At 72.2% G+C, this 17,086-nt stretch carries 9 protein-coding genes; 6 read left to right on the top strand and 3 right to left on the bottom strand.

The window, feature by feature from the left end:
- The first annotated feature begins 132 nt into the window (after positions 1 to 132).
- The 5 genes from ACF061_RS03625 to ACF061_RS03605 all read left to right on the top strand — a co-directional run bounded on the left by ACF061_RS03625 (position 133) and on the right by ACF061_RS03605 (position 9,185).
- Positions 133 to 4,413: a ribonuclease E/G gene (locus tag ACF061_RS03625; protein WP_392265125.1), complete on the top strand. Its 4,281-nt coding sequence runs from the start codon at positions 133 to 135 to the stop codon at positions 4,411 to 4,413.
- A gap of 279 nt (positions 4,414 to 4,692) precedes the next feature.
- The gene (rplU, locus tag ACF061_RS03620) at positions 4,693 to 5,013 is read left to right on the top strand and encodes a 50S ribosomal protein L21 (RefSeq protein ID WP_009188585.1); all 321 of its coding nucleotides are present in this window, start codon (positions 4,693 to 4,695) and stop codon (positions 5,011 to 5,013) included.
- Positions 5,014 to 5,027: 14 nt separating this feature from the next.
- On the top strand, positions 5,028 to 5,282 hold the full coding sequence (gene rpmA, locus ACF061_RS03615; RefSeq protein ID WP_061922958.1) for a 50S ribosomal protein L27: 255 nt from the start codon (positions 5,028 to 5,030) through the stop codon (positions 5,280 to 5,282).
- Between the two features lie 147 nt (positions 5,283 to 5,429).
- The gene (gene obgE, locus ACF061_RS03610) at positions 5,430 to 6,866 is read left to right on the top strand and encodes a GTPase ObgE (RefSeq protein WP_392265124.1); all 1,437 of its coding nucleotides are present in this window, start codon (positions 5,430 to 5,432) and stop codon (positions 6,864 to 6,866) included.
- 264 nt (positions 6,867 to 7,130) lie between these two features.
- A complete protein-coding gene (locus ACF061_RS03605) occupies positions 7,131 to 9,185 on the top strand; it encodes a glycosyltransferase (RefSeq protein ID WP_392265123.1) in 2,055 nt (684 codons plus the stop codon).
- A gap of 82 nt (positions 9,186 to 9,267) precedes the next feature.
- Here the strand turns inward: ACF061_RS03605 and ACF061_RS03600 are convergent, their stop codons facing one another.
- Complete coding sequence (locus ACF061_RS03600) at positions 9,268 to 12,831, bottom strand: CDP-glycerol glycerophosphotransferase family protein (RefSeq protein ID WP_392265122.1); 3,564 nt, start codon at positions 12,829 to 12,831, stop codon at positions 9,268 to 9,270.
- 27 nt (positions 12,832 to 12,858) lie between these two features.
- Positions 12,859 to 15,090: a CDP-glycerol glycerophosphotransferase family protein gene (locus tag ACF061_RS03595; RefSeq protein WP_392265121.1), complete on the bottom strand. Its 2,232-nt coding sequence runs from the start codon at positions 15,088 to 15,090 to the stop codon at positions 12,859 to 12,861.
- Between the two features lie 341 nt (positions 15,091 to 15,431).
- On the opposite strand from ACF061_RS03595, the gene galE reads away from it, so the two are divergent.
- The gene (gene galE, locus ACF061_RS03590; protein ID WP_392265120.1) at positions 15,432 to 16,403 is read left to right on the top strand and encodes a UDP-glucose 4-epimerase GalE; all 972 of its coding nucleotides are present in this window, start codon (positions 15,432 to 15,434) and stop codon (positions 16,401 to 16,403) included.
- 282 nt (positions 16,404 to 16,685) lie between these two features.
- Here galE and ACF061_RS03585 read toward each other — a convergent pair.
- Positions 16,686 to 17,086 (bottom strand): FG-GAP-like repeat-containing protein (locus tag ACF061_RS03585; protein ID WP_392265119.1); only part of this gene is annotated, 401 nt, incomplete at its 5' end.

The raw sequence follows: 17,086 nt of genomic DNA, 5'->3' as shown, positions 1-17,086 counted from the left end.
CCGTGCGGCGCCCGCGCCCCGGACGGCGGTCGTCGCGCATCGCGCGGCCGCGGACGTCAACGGCGATCGACCGACAAGGTCGCACGCCGGACCAGGCGCGGCGCCCGGGAGCCTGACGGGAGATTCGCCCGCATGCTCGAACCGACCGAGCCCACCAAGGGTTCCGAAGAACTGAACACCCCCAGCGACACCCTGCCGCCGCGTCGTCGGCGCCGTGCCGCGTCCCGCCCGGCGGGCCCGCCCGGCGCCGCGGCCGCCGAGGGGACGGCCGAGATCACCGCACCGGCCGTGGCACCCGCCGAGGCCGCCGGCCTCGCGGAGCGGACCGAGCCGGCGGCGGGCGGTGCCGTGAGCGCCGAGCCCGAGCAGCCGGCGCCCGCGCGTCGTACACGCCGCCGGGCCTCCGCGCCCGCCGGGACGCCGAAGGCCGATGCCGAGGCGGAGACCGTGGTGCCGGTCGTCGCCGCCACCGAGCCGCCCGCCGCCGCCGAACCGGCCGCCGGGTCGGTCGAGTCCGGCGAGGCCGCCGCTCCGCGCCGCACCCGCCGCCGGGCCACGCGCAGCGTGACCGCGCCCACGGGGTCCCCGGAGCCCGCCGAGACGGTGGTCCCCGCCGTGACCGCGGAGAGCACCACCCCGGCACAGTCGGCCGCCGTGGAGGCGACGGAGACCGCCGAGGCCCCCGCGCCCGCCCGCCGTACCCGCCGCCGCGCGTCCGCGCCCGCCGGCGCGCCGCAGCCCGTCGAGGCCGAGGCCGCCGCCTCCGCCGCGCCCGCCGAGGCGCCGTCCGTGACCGCCGCCGAGGCGCCCGCCGCCGAGGCCGGCGAGGAGGCCGCCCCGCGCAAGACCCGCCGTCGTGCCACGCGTCGCGTCGCCGCTCCCGCCGGTGCGCCGGCGGGTGACGCCGGCGAGGCCGTGGTGGAGGCCCCGCAGGCTGCCCCGCAGGCCCCCGCCGCCGAGACCGCCGGCCAGGAGCCCGCTGCCGCCGCCGAGGCGGCCGAGGAGGCTGCCCCGGCGCGGACCCGCCGTCGTGCCACGCGTCGCGTGTCCGCTCCCGCCGGTGCGCCGGAGGGCGGTACGGGCGAGGCGCCCGCCGCCGCTGCCGAAGCCGCCGGTGAGTCGCGGACCGCGCCCGCCGCCGAGGCCCCCGCGACCCGGCCCGCCGAGGCGGCGCAGGCCGCCCCCGTCGCCGAGGCCGCCGAGGAGGCCGGGCCGAGGCGTGGCCGGCGCCGGGTCGTGCGGCGTGCCGCGGCCGGTTTCTCCGAGCCCGCCGGGACGCAGGCCGAGGACGCGGAGGCCGAGACGCCGCGCCGGCCCGCCCGCCCGTCCGTGGCCGTGTTCCAGCCCCCGGTCTTCACCGAGCCCCAGTTCCAGACCCCGCAGCGGGCCGCCGCCGAAGCGGCCGCCGAGGCGGCGGACGTCGAGGAGGTCGAGGAGACCGAGGAGGCCACGCAGGAGCGGGTGGAGCAGACCGAGCCGGTCGGCGCCCGGCGGCGCCGCCGGCGCCGGGGCGTCGAGGAGACCGAGCCCACCCCGGCCCCCGCGGCCGAGGCCGAGGACGAGACCGAGGGCGAGGAGCCGGAGGACGGCGCCGAGGGCGACGAGGGCGAGGAGACCGGTTCCCGGCGTCGCCGTCGCCGGGGCGGCCGTCGCCGCCGCCGGGGCGAGACCGCGGAGCTTGGCGACGAGGAGACGGAGGAGACCGGCGAGGTCGCCGCCGCCCAGGCCGACCAGGACGCCGAGGACACCGCCGAGCAGATCGCGGAAGACGAGGAGGAGTCCGAGGAGGCCGCCGAGGGCGAGGAGTCCGAGGACCACGGGGGCAGCAGCAGCCGCCGTCGCCGGCGTCGCCGTCGCCGGGCCGGGGACGGCGGCACGGACGCCGAGCTGTCCTCCGACGACCCCGAGCGCACCGTCGTCAAGGTCCGCGAGCCGCGCAAGAAGGACGAGCGCCCCTCCGACGAGGTCCAGTCCATCAAGGGCTCGACCCGCCTGGAGGCCAAGAAGCAGCGTCGCCGCGAGGGACGCGAGCAGGGCCGCCGCCGCGTCCCGATCATCACCGAGGCCGAGTTCCTGGCCCGCCGCGAGGCCGTCGAGCGCGTGATGGTCGTCCGGCAGCACGGCGACCGCACCCAGATCGGCGTCCTGGAGGACGGCGTGCTCGTCGAGCACTACGTCAACAAGGAGCAGTCGACCTCGTACGTCGGCAACGTCTACCTCGGCAAGGTGCAGAACGTCCTGCCGTCGATGGAGGCCGCCTTCATCGACATCGGCAAGGGCCGCAACGCCGTGCTGTACGCGGGCGAGGTCAACTTCGAGGCGCTGGGCATGGCCAACGGCCCGCGCCGCATCGAGTCCGCCCTGAAGTCCGGCCAGTCCGTCCTGGTGCAGGTCACCAAGGACCCGATCGGCCACAAGGGCGCCCGTCTCACCAGCCAGGTCTCCCTCCCGGGCCGCTACCTCGTGTACGTCCCCGAGGGCTCGATGACCGGGATCAGCCGCAAGCTGCCCGACACCGAGCGGGCCCGGCTGAAGACCATCCTCAAGAAGATCGTCCCCGAGGACGCGGGCGTCATCGTGCGCACCGCCGCCGAGGGCGCGAGCGAGGAGGAGCTGCGCCGGGACGTCGAGCGGCTGCAGTCCCAGTGGGACGAGATCCGCAAGAAGGCCAAGAACGGCTCCAGCGCCCCGACCCTGCTGTACGGCGAGCCGGACATGACCGTCCGGGTCGTGCGGGACATCTTCAACGAGGACTTCTCCAAGGTCATCGTCAGCGGTGACGAGGCGTGGGAGACCATCCACGGGTACGTCTCGCACGTCGCCCCGGACCTCGCGCCGCGGCTGCAGCGCTGGACGAGCGAGGTCGACGCCTTCGCGACGTACCGGATCGACGAGCAGCTCGCCAAGGCGCTGGACCGCAAGGTCTGGCTGCCCAGCGGCGGTTCGCTGGTGATCGACCGGACCGAGGCGATGGTCGTCGTCGACGTCAACACCGGCAAGTTCACCGGCCAGGGCGGCAACCTGGAGGAGACGGTCACCAGGAACAACCTGGAGGCGGCCGAGGAGATCGTGCGCCAGCTCAGGCTGCGCGACCTCGGCGGCATCATCGTGATCGACTTCATCGACATGGTGCTGGAGTCCAACCGGGACCTGGTGCTGCGCCGCCTCCTGGAGTGCCTGGGCCGGGACCGCACCAAGCACCAGGTGGCCGAGGTGACCTCGCTGGGCCTGGTGCAGATGACCCGCAAGCGGGTGGGCCAGGGCCTGCTGGAGTCCTTCTCCGAGACCTGCGTCCACTGCAACGGCCGCGGTGTCATCGTGCACATGGAGCAGCCGTCGGCCGCCGGGGGCGGTGGCAAGCGCCGCAAGCGCGCCCGGGCCGGCGCCGAGCAGCCGCACGAGCACGAGGCCGTGGAGGCCGCCGCGGTGACCGCCGAGGAGGAGGCCGAGACGGAGGCGGAGGTCGCCGCCGAGGTGGCCGCGCCGACCGCGCTGCCCGCGCCCGTGATGGCGCCGGACGAGGAGCTCTACAGCAGCATCGCCGAGGCGGAGGCCGCGGCCTCCCGGGGCCGTGGCAGGCGCCGGGCGAGCCGGCGGGCGTCCGCTCCCGCGGGCGCGCCGAAGGCCATGGCCGACGGCGCCGGTGCGGCGCCGACCGCGCAGGACGTCACCGCCGCGCAGGAGGCCGGGCGTCCGGTGCGTCCGGAGCCGGCCGACGAGGCGCAGGCCGAGCCGGTGGCCGTCGAGGACCCGGTCGTCCCGGCCGCTCCGGCGGCCGAGGCGCCGGCCGCCGAGGAGGCCGCGCCCAAGGGCCGTGCCCGCCGCCGCGCCACCCGCAAGGTGTCGGCGCCGGCCGGCTCGCCCGCGGGGGCAGAGGCTGCGGTGGTGACGGTGGCGGAGACCGCCCCCGCCCCGGAGGCCGCGGCCCCGGCGGCCGAGCCCGAGGCTCCGGCCGAGGCCGCCCCCGCCCCGGAGGCGCCCGCCGAGGCCGCCGCTCCGGCCCGTCCGCGCCGCCGCGCCGTGCGCAAGGCCACCGCGCCGACCGCGTCCGAGGAGACGGCCGTCGTGGTCGTTCCCTCGGCCCCGGCGGAGGAGGCGGCCCCGGCATCGCAGGCCCGTCCGGAGCCCGCCGAGGAGGCCGCCGGGACCGCCGAGGTCACCGAGGCCGCCGAGGAGGCGGAGGAGGCGGCCCCGGCCAAGAAGACGGCCCGCAAGGCCGCCAAGAAGGCCACGGCGAAGAAGGCCGCCACGAAGAAGACGGCGGCCAAGAAGACCGTCGCCAAGAAGGCGACGGCCAAGAAGGCGGCGAAGACCGCCAAGACGGCCACCGCCGCCAAGAAGTCGGCGTCGAAGAAGACCGCGGCGGCGCAGCAGTCGGCGCCGTCCGTCTCGGCCTCGACCGACGAGGGCTGACACGCGCCGGTCCCGGGCCCGTGCGGGTCCGGGACCGTCCCGTACGGCCCGCGGGTGTGCGGCCGGTCCGCGTGACCGGCCGCACACCCGCGGGGCCCCGCCCGGTTTGACCCCTGCCGGGCAGGACCCGTAACCTTGACCGTCGGCGTGCCGCTTGAGCACGCCACATCCCCGTAAACCTCTTCCTCCCGGGCACAGGGCTGGCCGGGAGAGGTCGTCCGCGGTGCGGGCGGCTGGCCTGCGGGGGTGCCGTTCCCCGAGCGAGAGAGTGAGATCCGCGTGTACGCCATCGTGCGCAGCGGTGGTCGCCAGCACAAGGTTGCTGTCGGCGACATCGTTGAGGTTGACAAGATTTCCACTGCCAAGGTTGGCGACACGGTCGAGCTCTCGACCCTGCTCGTTGTCGACGGCGACGCTGTGACCAGCGACCCGTGGGTGCTGGCCGGCATCAAGGTCCAGGCCGAGGTCGTGGACCACCACAAGGGCCAGAAGATCGACATTCTGCGCTACAAGAACAAGACCGGCTACCGCCGTCGGCAGGGCCACCGCCAGCAGTACACGGCGATCAAGGTCACGTCGATCCCCACGGCTGCGAAGTAAGGGACTGAAGAGACATGGCACACAAGAAGGGCGCATCGTCCACCCGGAACGGTCGCGACTCCAATGCCCAGCGGCTCGGCGTGAAGCGCTTCGGCGGTCAGGTCGTCAACGCGGGTGAGATCCTGGTCCGTCAGCGCGGCACCCACTTCCACCCGGGTGCGGGCGTCGGCCGTGGCGGCGACGACACGCTGTTCGCGCTGCAGGCCGGTGCGGTGGAGTTCGGCTCCCACCGTGGCCGCAAGGTCGTGAACATCGTTCCGGTCGCCTGACCTCAGGCTCGACCGAACGTTTCGTTCCGCGAGGCGGACCTCACTTCCCGGGCGGGAAGGCGGGTCCGCCTTTCGCGTGTTGAGAAGCAAGACACATCGGCAACACCCCCGCCCCCGGGCCGGGGGGACCTCCAGGAGGCATTCACCATGACCACCTTCGTGGACCGCGTCGAGCTGCACGTCGCCGCGGGTAACGGAGGCCACGGCTGTGCCTCCGTACACCGCGAGAAGTTCAAGCCGCTGGGCGGCCCGGACGGCGGCAACGGCGGGCGCGGCGGCGACGTGATCCTCACCGTCGACCAGTCCGTGACCACGCTGCTCGACTACCACCACTCGCCGCACCGCAAGGCCACCAACGGCAAGCCCGGCGAGGGCGGCAACCGCTCCGGCAAGGACGGCGAGGACCTGGTCCTGACGGTGCCGGACGGCACCGTCGTGCTGGACCGGGCGGGCAACGTACTGGCCGACATGGTCGGCCACGGCACCTCGTACGTCGCCGCGCAGGGCGGCCGGGGCGGCCTCGGCAACGCGGCGCTGGCCTCGGCCCGCCGCAAGGCGCCCGGCTTCGCGCTGCTGGGCGAGCCGGGCGACCTCGGGGACATCGTCCTGGAGCTGAAGACCGTCGCCGACGTGGCGCTGGTCGGCTATCCGAGCGCGGGGAAGTCCTCGCTGATCTCGGTGCTCAGCGCGGCCAAGCCGAAGATCGCGGACTACCCGTTCACCACCCTGGTGCCGAACCTGGGCGTGGTGACCGCGGGTTCGACCGTCTACACCGTCGCCGACGTGCCCGGCCTGATCCCGGGCGCCAGCCAGGGCCGGGGCCTGGGTCTGGAGTTCCTGCGGCACGTGGAGCGGTGCAGTGTCCTGGTGCACGTCCTGGACACGGCGACCCTGGAGTCCGACCGCGACCCGGCCTCCGACCTCGACGTCATCGAGGAGGAGCTGCGGCAGTACGGCGGCCTCGGCAACCGTCCGCGCGTCGTCGTCCTGAACAAGATCGACGTCCCCGACGGCAAGGACCTCGCGGAGATGGTCCGGCCGGACCTTGAGGCCCGCGGCTACCGTGTCTTCGAGGTGTCGGCGGTGGCGCACACCGGGCTGAAGGAGCTGTCGTACGCGCTCGCCGAGCTGGTCGCCAAGGCCCGCGCCGCCCGGCCCAAGGAGGAGGCGACCCGCATCGTCATCCGGCCGAAGGCGGTCGACGACGCCGGCTTCACGGTCACCCTGGAGGAGGACGGCCTCTACCGCGTCCGGGGCGAGAAGCCCGAGCGCTGGGTGCGGCAGACCGACTTCAACAACGACGAGGCCGTCGGTTACCTCGCCGACCGGCTGAACCGCCTCGGTGTCGAGGAGGAGCTGATGAAGGCGGGCGCCCGCTCCGGCGACGGCGTCGCCATCGGCCCCGAGGACAACGCGGTCGTCTTCGACTGGGAGCCCTCGGCGATGGCGGGCGCGGAGATGCTGGGCCGGCGTGGTGAGGACCACCGCTTCGAGGGCGTACGCCCGGCGGCGCAGCGCCGCCGCGACCGCCAGGCCGAGCGGGACGAGGCACAGCAGGAGTACGACGACTTCGAGCCGTTCTAGGCGGTTCCGGATTCGGTCCCGGCCCGACCCTGGACCCGGCCGGTCCCGGCCTGCCCCTGGGACCGGGCCGGGCCCAGGGGCCGTGGGCGGCGCGCGCCGTCCCGGGCCGCCGCCCGGCCCGCGCGTGTCTTTATTGTGACCATGCGGTGAACAACCTTTCGGCGCGTGTTCGTGTCTCACGTCCAGGAGCACTCCCGAACCGTGTCCGGAGTGCGCGCACAGGGAACGGCGTCGGACCGCGGCGCCCTGGATGGGGAATTCACAGTGAAGATCGCATTCCTGGTCCGCGACCTCTGCCACATGGGAGGCGTGGTCAGCGCGACGCAGAACCTCGCCGGCGCCCTCGCCCAGAAGCACGAGGTCGAGATCGTGGCGCTGCGCAAGGTCCGCGACGAGTCGTACTTCCCCCTGGACCCGCGGGTGTCGGTGCGCGTGCTGAGCGACATGCGTCCGCACTCGCCGGTCTCCGACGTGGACGATCCCCTCTCGGACAAGTTCCCGCTGGTCTACCCGCCGAACGCGGGTGCGAAGACCCCGGTGGTGAGCAGACTCGCGGAGCTGCGGCTGCTGGAGTACCTCGCCACCACCGACGCCGACGTGGTGGTCAGCTCCAGCCCGCGCAACACCATCATGCTGGCCCAGGCTCCGGGTGACTACCTCAAGGTCACCCAGGAGCACTCGATGCCGTCCATCTACGCGACCGACATCAAGCAGCGGCTCTTCCCGGCGTACCTGGCCCTGGACGCCCTGACGGCGCTCACGCCGGAGGAGGTCGCCAGCATCGGCCGCCAGGTCCCGGCGGTCCGCGACCGGCTCGCGGTGATGCCCAACTGCGTGCCCGCCGCCCCGGTCCGTTCCAAGGGCACCAACAAGGTCGTCATCTCCGCCGGCCACCTCACCGACAACAAGAACCACGCGCTCCTCGTCGAGGCGTTCGCCAAGGTGCTCGCCGAGGCGCCCGAGTGGACGCTGCGCATCTACGGCGCCGGCGCGGAGAAGAACAAGCTGCGCGCCCGTATCAACGAACTGGGGCTGGCCAACAGCATCCTGCTGATGGGCCAGGTCGCCCCGGTCACCCCGGAGTTCGGCAAGGGCTCGATCTTCGTGCTGCCCTCCAAGCGGGAGGCGTTCGGCAACGTCCTCGTGGAGGCGATGGCGGCCGGTCTGCCGGTCGTCAGCACGGACGCCGACCACGGCCCGCGCAACATCCTCACCCACGGCGAGGACGGCCTGATCGTGCCGCGCGGCGACGTCGACGAGATGGCGAAGGCGATCCTGAGCCTGGTCCGGGACGACGGCCTGCGCGCGAAGATGTCCGAGAGCGCCGTGCGCAACGCCGAGCGGTTCCACGAGACGGCCAGCCGTGAGCGCTTCGAGGCGATACTCGAGCGGGCCTTCGCCCGCAAGGCGCTGCCCCGGCACGCCACCGCCCGGGTCGACGCGCGCGGCAACGTGCATGTCGGCGTGGGCCCGCTGCCCGCCCAGGCGCACGGCGCCGACCTGGTGCTGCGCCGCAAGGCCAAGGAGATCGAGGAGCACCGCTTCGCGTTCTCCCCGGCCGGGGACGCGGTCGTCCCCTGGGACGCCGGCGTCCCGCACGGCACCTGGGACACGGTCCTGGCCACCGCCTCCGGCGCCGAGGTGCCGCTGAGCACCGACGGCTACGGGTGCGACACCCGCGACCTGCTCGCGGTGGAACTGCCCCGGACCGGAGACCACTCGCTGGCGCTGCTGCTGCCCCACCGGCACGACGACGGCCGGCTGCGGGTGCGCAGCGCGCTGCGCGAGGCGCACGCCGAGGTCGGGCCCGTCCAGGTGGACAAGGAGGCCATCCGTGTCCAGGCGGACCTGTGGGGGGCCACGGCGGGCGGGGGCGCGGTGGTGGAGGCCGTGCACCGCAAGGACAAGGAGCGCGTGCTCACCTTCCCGCTGAAGCGGACCGGCGACGGCCGGGTCTCCGCGGTGATCGACTGCCGGACCCTGGTGGACCAGCACACCGACGAGGAGGACAAGGAGGTCGTCTGGGACTTCTGGCTCCGCCCGGCGGACGGGGCGCCCCGGGTGGCGCTGGCCAAGCTGGCCACCGACGTGCTCGCGCCGATCGACGTCTTCACCTTCCCGCGGCCCGTGATCACGGACACCGACGCGCCCCCGCCGTCCGCGGCGCCCTCACCGTCGGTGGTGCGCCGGGCCGTGCGCAAGGCCCGGCGCACACTGGGCGCGGCGCCCTCCGCGCCGGCCACGGCCCGCCGGAAGACGGAACTGCGGCCGTACTTCACCATGCTGAGCCAGTTCGCGGTGAAGACCGTGCGGCTCTGAGCGTGCGACCGTCCGCGGCCCGGGCGGGGCAAGGGGCGGGGCCCGGAGGAAACGTCCTCCGGGCCCCGCCCCTTTCACTCACTCAGAGTTCCTTCGCCTGCTCCAGCATCCTGTCCACGACCCGCGCGGAGGCGTGGCCGTCGTCCAGGTCGCAGAAGAGGTGGTGGAACCGCTCGAACCGGTCCTGGTACCGCTTGGAGACCTCGTCGATGTCGCGGATCGAGGTGACCAGTTCCTCGGAGGTGAAGACCAGCGGACCGGGCGAGTCCTTCTCGAAGTCGAAGTAGAAGCCGCGCAGCTTGTCCCGGTAGTGCTCCAGGTCGTACGTGAAGAACAGCATCGGCCGCTTCAGGTGGGCGTAGTCGAACATCACGGACGAGTAGTCGGTGATCATGATGTCCGCGGCCAGGTACAGCTCGGCGATGTCCGGGTACTCCGAGACGTCCCACACGAACCCGTTGCCCGCTCCCGGCACGGCGTCGACGACGTTGGAGTGGCGGCGGATCAGAAGGACGTGGTCGTCGCCGAGGCGGGCTCGTGCGTCGTCCAGGTCGATCCGCAGGTCGAACCGGTACTGGCCGGCGCTGTGCGACTGGTCGTCCCGCCAGGTCGGCGCGTACAGCACGATCTTCTTGCCGGCCGGCAGCCCCAGCGCCTGCCGCACCTTCTCCGCGATCCGGTCCCGGTCCGGTGAGTACAGGTAGTCGTTGCGGGGGTAGCCCGCCTCCTGGATCTCCCCGTCGTAGGAGAAGGCCCGCTTGAGGATCGGGGTGGAGAAGCGGTTGGAGGAGACGAGGAGGCTCCAGTTGTTCGCCTCCAGCGCCAGACGGTTCTGGTACTCGCGGTCGAAGTACAGGGTCTCGATGTCGTGACCGATCTTCTTGAGCATGGTGCCGTGCCAGGTCTGCACGATCACCTGGCCCGGACGTCGGGTGACCCACTCGGGCAGGTGCCCGTTGGTGACTATGTAGCGGGAGGTGGCGAGCGCCTCGAACCACTCGCGACCCCACATGCGGACCTTCTCGGCCGTGGGCGGCAGGACCACCTGGCTGTCGCGCACCGCCCACAGGAACTTCAGGTCGCTGCCGCGGCGCAGCAACTCCTCGTGCATCGCGCGCGGGCTGTCGGAGTACTGCTTGCCGTTGTAGCTGAGGAAGAACACCTGGTCCTTCAGCGGCTGCTCGCGCAGCGGCTCGTACACCTCGCGGCGCAACTGGAGCTGCCGGTACGGGCCCCGCTCCATGTCACTCAGCTCGGAGCGGCAGTTGAGCTGCGGGAAGTCGCCCCAGCGGTTCTCGAACCAGTAGCGGCGTCCGTTGAGCACGGTGTGCAACGGGAACTGCGGCAGGGCGAGCCGGTCGATGACGAACTCGGCGTCCGGCACGGCGGGGTCGGCGGAGCGCAGCCGCAGGTTCCACCGGCCCGCCTTCAGCGGGACCTGTCCGGCGCCGCCCATCACGGACGGGTCGAAGGCCGCGGTGAGCGCACCCTCCTCGGTCCAGTTCACCGAGACCTTGCGCTCGTCGAAGCGGTTGCTGGCCTTGATGATCAGCTCCGAGCCGACGAGTCGCGAACTGGCGTGGCCGTTGACGACGATCTTCCCGTCGCGCAGCGCGACGCCATCGATCACGGCGCGACGGGTCCGGCCGATGATCTTCAGATAGCCGTTGGTGCCGGAGACGAGGGCGACCTCGCGGTGGGCCCCTCGCTCACCGAAGGACGCGGGCAGGTCCGCGCTCACGTCCTCGAGACCGTCGCGCACCACACTGCCGAACTGGCGTGTGGTTCCGTCCTCGGTGGTCGCCAGCAGCGCGGTGCTCCACAGACGGCGTTCGGGCTGGGCCCGGTCGTCGTGCTCCTCGCTGCCCAGCAGGGCCACGTCGGCCAGCGGAACACGGGTGTCGAAGACGGTGCGGCCACCCTGGAGGCTCAGCTCCACGGGGTATTTGCGGACCTCGCCGCTCTTGGCGTTGGTCAGCCGCAGCGCCAGCGTCTCACCCGGCTTGAGGGCGGTGCGTATCTCGCCGCCGATCTCCACCGCGTCGTCGGTGAGCCGGCGTTCGGTGATGAGCGCCCGTACCTTCTCCACACGCAGTTTCAGCGCCCCGCGCTCCACGCTCGGCAGCAGCCGGAAGTTGTCGTCGAGCCACTGGTAGGGGGGGAAGTTGGCGGCGGAACCACCACGCGCCCAGACACCGCTGCGCCGGACCAGACCGGAGGCGTACACGTTGATGCCGACGTGCCACAGGCCCTCCAGCCAGGCTCCGCCCTTGCGCAGCTTCGCGGGGTCGAGCTCCAGCTCCCAGCCGGCCCAGTCGTAGTTGTAGCGCTTCTGGCCGGAGTTGGTGGTGCACTCGGGGCGGTGGATGTTGCGGGCGGGCAGGAACATGCGCCGACGCGAACCGTCCCGCTTGAGCTGGACGATCTTGAGGCTGCTGCGCTTGGAGGACAGGTCGATCTTGTCGATCCAGGCGTCGCCGGACAGCAGCAGCTTGCCGTCCCGCCAGGTCACCGAGCGCAGCGGAGCGCGCAGGCCGAGGTCGGAGTCGATGCGCAGCGCCGCCTTGGGCAGGTCGAGGCCGCTCTCCTCCAGCGTCCGGTAGCTGGCGTACTTGCGGAAGGCGCCGGACACCTCCACGGGGTCCTTGCGGCGCTGCGAGGCCAGCAGGGCGATGAGCTCGGGCATGGCGTGCTTGCGCACCAGCAGCCACTGGACGCGCAGGTCCGTGGGCAGGGCCATGACGATCTTGGGGTCGATGGTGTCGAGATAGCGGTTGGTCGCCTCGAGGAAGGCCTCGTGGAACTCGGCCGTCGCGTCCGGCAGCACGCGGAGGAACAGCCGCAGATCGTCGCGGAGCACCCGGTCGTCGTACTGGCGCTTGTACTCGGCGAACTCCGGCGCCGTCTGCTGGGCGAGGTAGTCGCTGACCATGCTGACCGCGGTGACCCGGTCACGGATCGCCTGCGGCTCCTTGCGGCGCTGGGTGATCGACGGCGCCGACTCGCCCTCGCGAAGGCGCCAGAAGTACGTCGGCTCGCCGATGATGTCGATCGCCTCGGCACGGTAGTGCGCGGGCAGCACGACGGGGATGTCCTCGTGCAGGATCCCCTCGGGGAACGCGAAACCGTGATGCTCCCAGAAGGTCCGCCGGAACACCTTGTTGCAGGCGATGCGGTCGGCGACCAGGCGCGGGTACTGGGATATGTGGGTGCGCTTGCGGGCCTCGCCGGCCAGCATCTTCAGCAGCGGCACCTGCCAGGACTTCTCGCCCCTGAGGTGGAAGACGTTGCCGGTGGCGAAGTCCGAACCGGACTCGTCCAGACTGCTGACCATCATCCGGTAGGCGTCCGGCGGGATCACGTCGTCGCTGTCGACGAAGGTGAGGAACTCCGCGTCGGGGGACATGTGCGCGATGCCGGTGTTGCGGGCGGCGCCGAGTCCGGCGTTCTCCTTGCGGATCAGCTTGAACCGGTCGTCGCGGGCCGCGTACTCGGCGGCTATGGCGGCGGAGTCGTCCGGTGAACCGTCGTCCACCATCAGCACTTCCAGGTCGCGGAAGCTCTGCGCCGCCAGCGAATCCAGGCAGGCGGGCAGGTAACGCTCGACGTTGTAGATCGGGACGACGACAGTGAGGCGAGGGGCCATGGCTTGATGGATCTCCTTAACGAAGGGTCAGGCCCGCTCGACCAGTTCGAGCGCCTGGGCGGGGGTCGGTGCGTGGGTGCGCTCGGCGAACGGCACGACGGGCAGCGGGGTCGTCTCGCCGAGGAAGACGCGCCGCACCACCCGTTCGGCCGCACGCCCGTCGTCGAACTCGCAGAACCGGCGCCGGAAGGCCGCGCGGCGCTCGGCGGCGTCCGCGTCGTCGTACTCGTCCGCCGTGAGCAGCCTGATCAGCTCGGCCTGCGAGGTGGCCACCGCCCCCGGCGACTCCTGGAGCAGGTTGAAGTAGGTGCCGCGGACGGCGGAGTAGATGTCCCAGTCCGGGGCGAAGATGATGATCGGCCGGTCCAGGACGGCGTAGTCGAACATCGCGGAGGAGTAGTCGGTGATCAGCGCGTCCGCGGCGAGGTACAGCTCCTCCACCCGGGCGTGGCCGGACACGTCGACGATCCGGCCGCTGCGGCGCAGCTCGGCCACGTGCGGCGAGCTGCCGTAGAAGTAGTGGCCGCGCACCATCAGGGTGACGTCCGGGCCCAGTTCCTCGGCCAGGCGGGCGAGGTCCAGGCTGGGAGTGAACCCGGGCTGGTACTCGCGGTGGGTCGGCATGTACAGGAACGCCTTGGCGCCGTCGGTCAGGCCGAGTGCGGCGCGGGCCCGGCGCACGTCGTCGAAGGTGGCGTTCACGAGGACGTCGTTGCGCGGGTAGCCGGACTCCAGGGAGACGTACGAGCAGGGGTACACCCGCTCCCACACGGCGGTGGAGAACCGGTTGGAGCTGATGCTGAAGTCCCAGCGGTCGCAGCGCTCCAGGAGCTTGTCGAAGTTCATGTCCGTGGAAGCGGGGTACTTGCGCTGGTCCAGGCCCATGGTCTTCAGCGGCGTGCCGTGGTGGGTCTGCAGGTGGACCTGGCCCTCGCGCTTGACCACGTTGTCGGCGAAGTTCACGTTGTTGACCAGGTACTTGGCGCGGGCCAGCGCCGACCAGTACTCCTTGGAGCCCACCCGGACGACCTCCACGCCCCTGGGCGCCCGCTCGGCCGCCTCCGGCCGCATCGCCCAGACCCGGCGCATGTGCGGGGCGAGTCGGGCCAGTTCGGCGTCGATGGCCGCCGGATTGCAGGAGACGCTGCGGCTCCAGTAGGCGGAGAACAGCGCCAGGTTCTCGTCGAGCGGCAGTCGCAGCTGCGACTGGTAGAAGACCCCCATGGCGCCGCGCTTGGACCGGTTGATCGCCGTGCGGGTGCGGGTCCTGACGGTCTGACGGAGCTTCACGGCGGCGGTGGCGCCGGCCAGCGCGGTGTACGCGTCGCGCTCCATCATCCCGTACTTGTGGCCGCGCCCCCCGACCGGGCGCTGGAAGCCCTCGGGCACCCGGGCGCGGTAGTCGGCGGCGGCGCGGTGGAAGAACTCCGCCCGCGCGTCGTGCGGCAGGCGGTCGGGGCGCTCCAGGACGGTCAGGTAGTGGTCGACCATCTTGCGGAACAGCGGCGCACGCCAGCGGGCGAGTTCGGGCCGGGCGTCGAGGAAGTCGAAGACGCGGCGGTACTGGTCGAAGACGTCGAAGTGCTTGCGGCTGCGGGTCTTGAGGATGTTGCCGCCCTCGCGGCGCTGCCGGTAGAGCACGCAGATCCGGTCGAGCACGGCGATGCGCTCGGCGCTGATCATGGAGCAGAACGTCCAGGGGGCGTCCTCGTAGTACCCCGGCGGGAAGGTGAGGCCGTGGCGGGCGACGAAGTCCCGGCGGTAGACCTTGTTCCAGACGATCTGCAGCAGGTCCAGCAACTGCGGCCGGTCGGCCAGGGGGAACACGTCCGGGCCGCTCGGACGCAGGAGGTCCGCCCGCTGGTTGGGGCGGACCCGGCCGTCCCAATAGGTGCGGGCGTAGTCGTAGACGAGTATCTCGGGATCGCCGGTTTCCTCCAGGCGGTCGCATATCGCCCCGAGCGCCCCGGCGGACAACGTGTCGTCACTGTCCAGGAACAGAATGTAATCGCCCTGGGCCTTTTCCATACCGGCGTTGCGCGCGCGCCCCAGCCCGACGTTTTCCGTGAGGTGAATCACATGAACGCGGGCGTCGCGTTCGGCGTACTGATCGAGAATGGCGCCCGAACCATCCGGCGAGCAGTCGTCGACCGCGATGACCTCGAAGTCCGTGCAATCCTGCCCCAGGACCGAGTCCAGGCACTCGGCGAGATAGCCCTGAACCTTGTACACGGGGACGACGAGAGAGAGTCTGGGCATCCTTACAACCTGTTCCGAGGACCGATCACGCGAGTGTGGGCTGGGCCGGTGCGCTTCGCCCGCCGATGGACCCGAAGTGCGCTGGCCGCATCAGCGTAAAGGATTCACCTGAAGTTGGTGTGGGCCGCGTTGCGGGATAGTGAGAGGTCAACCTGTGCCCGGAATCTCCGCAGGGCGGCCGCAATCGCGTCTTTCCCGGCGAGTGGGGGACTTCCTCACGCTCATCCCCGCCCGTCTTGTCGGCGGTTGCACCCATATGTCGGACTCGATTTTCCGCCGGGCATCAACAAGGCTGGTTCCAGGTGTGACACGGATGTGACACGGACCGAGGAGGCACGAGGATGAGCTGGCTGGTCACGGGCGGCGCCGGGTACATCGGCGCGCATGTGGTGCGCGCCATGACCGAGGGCGGCGAGGACGTCGTCGTCTACGACGACCTGTCGACCGGCAGCGCCGACCGGGTGCCCGCCGGTGTGCCCCTGGTCGAGGGCACCGTCCTGGACGCCGACCTGCTGGAGCGGACGCTGCGCGAGCACGCCGTGACCGGCGTGGTGCACATCGCGGCCAAGAAGCAGGTGGGGGAGTCGGTCGAGCGGCCCCTCCACTACTACCGGGAGAACGTCACCGGACTCCAGACGCTCCTGGAGGCGATGGCCGCGACCGGCGTCGGCCGGCTCGTCTTCTCCTCCTCCGCCGCCGTCTACGGCATGCCCGACGTGGCCCTCGTCACCGAGGACACCCCGTGCGCGCCCATGAGCCCCTACGGCGAGACCAAGCTGATCGGGGAGTGGCTGATCGCCGCCGCCGCGAAGGCCCACGGGCTGCGGGCCGCCGCCCTGCGCTACTTCAACGTCGCCGGGGCCGCCGCGCCCGAACTGTCCGACGCGGGCGTCTTCAACCTCATCCCCATGGTGTTCGAGCGCCTGGAGGCCGGGGAGCCGCCCCGCGTCTTCGGTGACGACTACGCCACACCGGACGGCACCTGCGTACGCGACTACATCCACGTCCAGGACATCGCCTCCGCCCACCTGGCGGCGGCCCGCCGCCTCACCGACGCCTCCGAGGGCACCTCGCTCGTCCTCAACATCGGCAGGGGCGAGGGGAGCTCGGTCCGCGAGATGGTGGACCGCATCCTCAAGACGACCGGCAACGAGGGCGTCACCCCCGAGGTGACCGAACGCCGCCCCGGCGACCCGGCGCGCGTCGTGGCCTCCGCCGACCGCATCCGCGCGGAACTGGGCTGGAGCGCCCGCCACGGCCTGGACGACATGATCGACTCCGCCTGGCAGGGCTGGCGCCACCGGCACGGCTGAGCCCGTGCCGGGTGCTCGCCGAACCGCGGCAGCGCGGCGCGCGCGTCGGCCCTCCCATGGCCAAGGCCATGAGAGGGCGCGGGCGAGGGGGCGGGCCCTCCTCAGTGGCCGCGCTGCCGGCAGAGCCGCGCGGCACGGCTCGGGCGGCCAGTTCCGCGGCGGGCACCGTCGGCCCGTGAGAGAACGGCGACCGGTGCGTGGTCCCCGGGCGCGCCCCCTGCTCGAAGAGCCCGGGGGCGGCGTGCCGGGCGCGGCGACGGGCGAACGTCGCCCGTCGCGGCACTAGACCCAGTCGTCTCCGCCCTCGATCTGCCAGTAGGTGCCCATGTTGGTGCGCACGGCCATCTTCCCGTCGGTGCTGTGCACCCACAGGTCGGCCTTGGCGTCGTTGTCCAGGTCGGCGAAGAGAAGCTCGCCCTTGGGGCGGCCGAGGAAGTTGCTCCAGCCGGAGCTCCAGTCGGTGCCGCCGTTCCAGTAGGTGCCCATGTTGGTGCGTACGGCGATCTTGCCGTCGGTGCTGTGCACGATCAGGTCGGCCTTGCCGTCGCCGGTGACGTCGGCGAAGTAGAGGCGTCCCTTGCCCTCCTGGCCGAGGAAGTTGCTCCAGCCGGAGCTCCAGTCGGTGCCGCCGTTCCAGTAGGTGCCCATGTTGGTGCGTACGGCGATCTTGCCGTCGGTGCTGT

This window comes from Streptomyces sp. NPDC015220 (assembly GCF_043079345.1).
Classification (GTDB): domain Bacteria; phylum Actinomycetota; class Actinomycetes; order Streptomycetales; family Streptomycetaceae; genus Streptomyces.
Note: the sequence above shows the minus strand (reverse complement) of the source record. Positions and strands in the feature narration are given on the sequence as shown.

What these genes read in the sequence shown, in the direction of transcription:
- ACF061_RS03625 (WP_392265125.1), top strand. Translation starts at nt 133, where the DNA reads ATGCTCGAACCGACCGAGCCCACCAAGGGTTCCGAAGAACTGAACACC.
- rpmA (WP_061922958.1), top strand. Translation starts at nt 5,028, where the DNA reads ATGGCACACAAGAAGGGCGCATCGTCCACCCGGAACGGTCGCGACTCC.
- obgE (WP_392265124.1), top strand. Translation starts at nt 5,430, where the DNA reads ATGACCACCTTCGTGGACCGCGTCGAGCTGCACGTCGCCGCGGGTAAC.
- ACF061_RS03600 (WP_392265122.1), bottom strand. Translation starts at nt 12,831, where the DNA reads ATGGCCCCTCGCCTCACTGTCGTCGTCCCGATCTACAACGTCGAGCGT.
- ACF061_RS03595 (WP_392265121.1), bottom strand. Translation starts at nt 15,090, where the DNA reads ATGCCCAGACTCTCTCTCGTCGTCCCCGTGTACAAGGTTCAGGGCTAT.
- galE (WP_392265120.1), top strand. Translation starts at nt 15,432, where the DNA reads ATGAGCTGGCTGGTCACGGGCGGCGCCGGGTACATCGGCGCGCATGTG.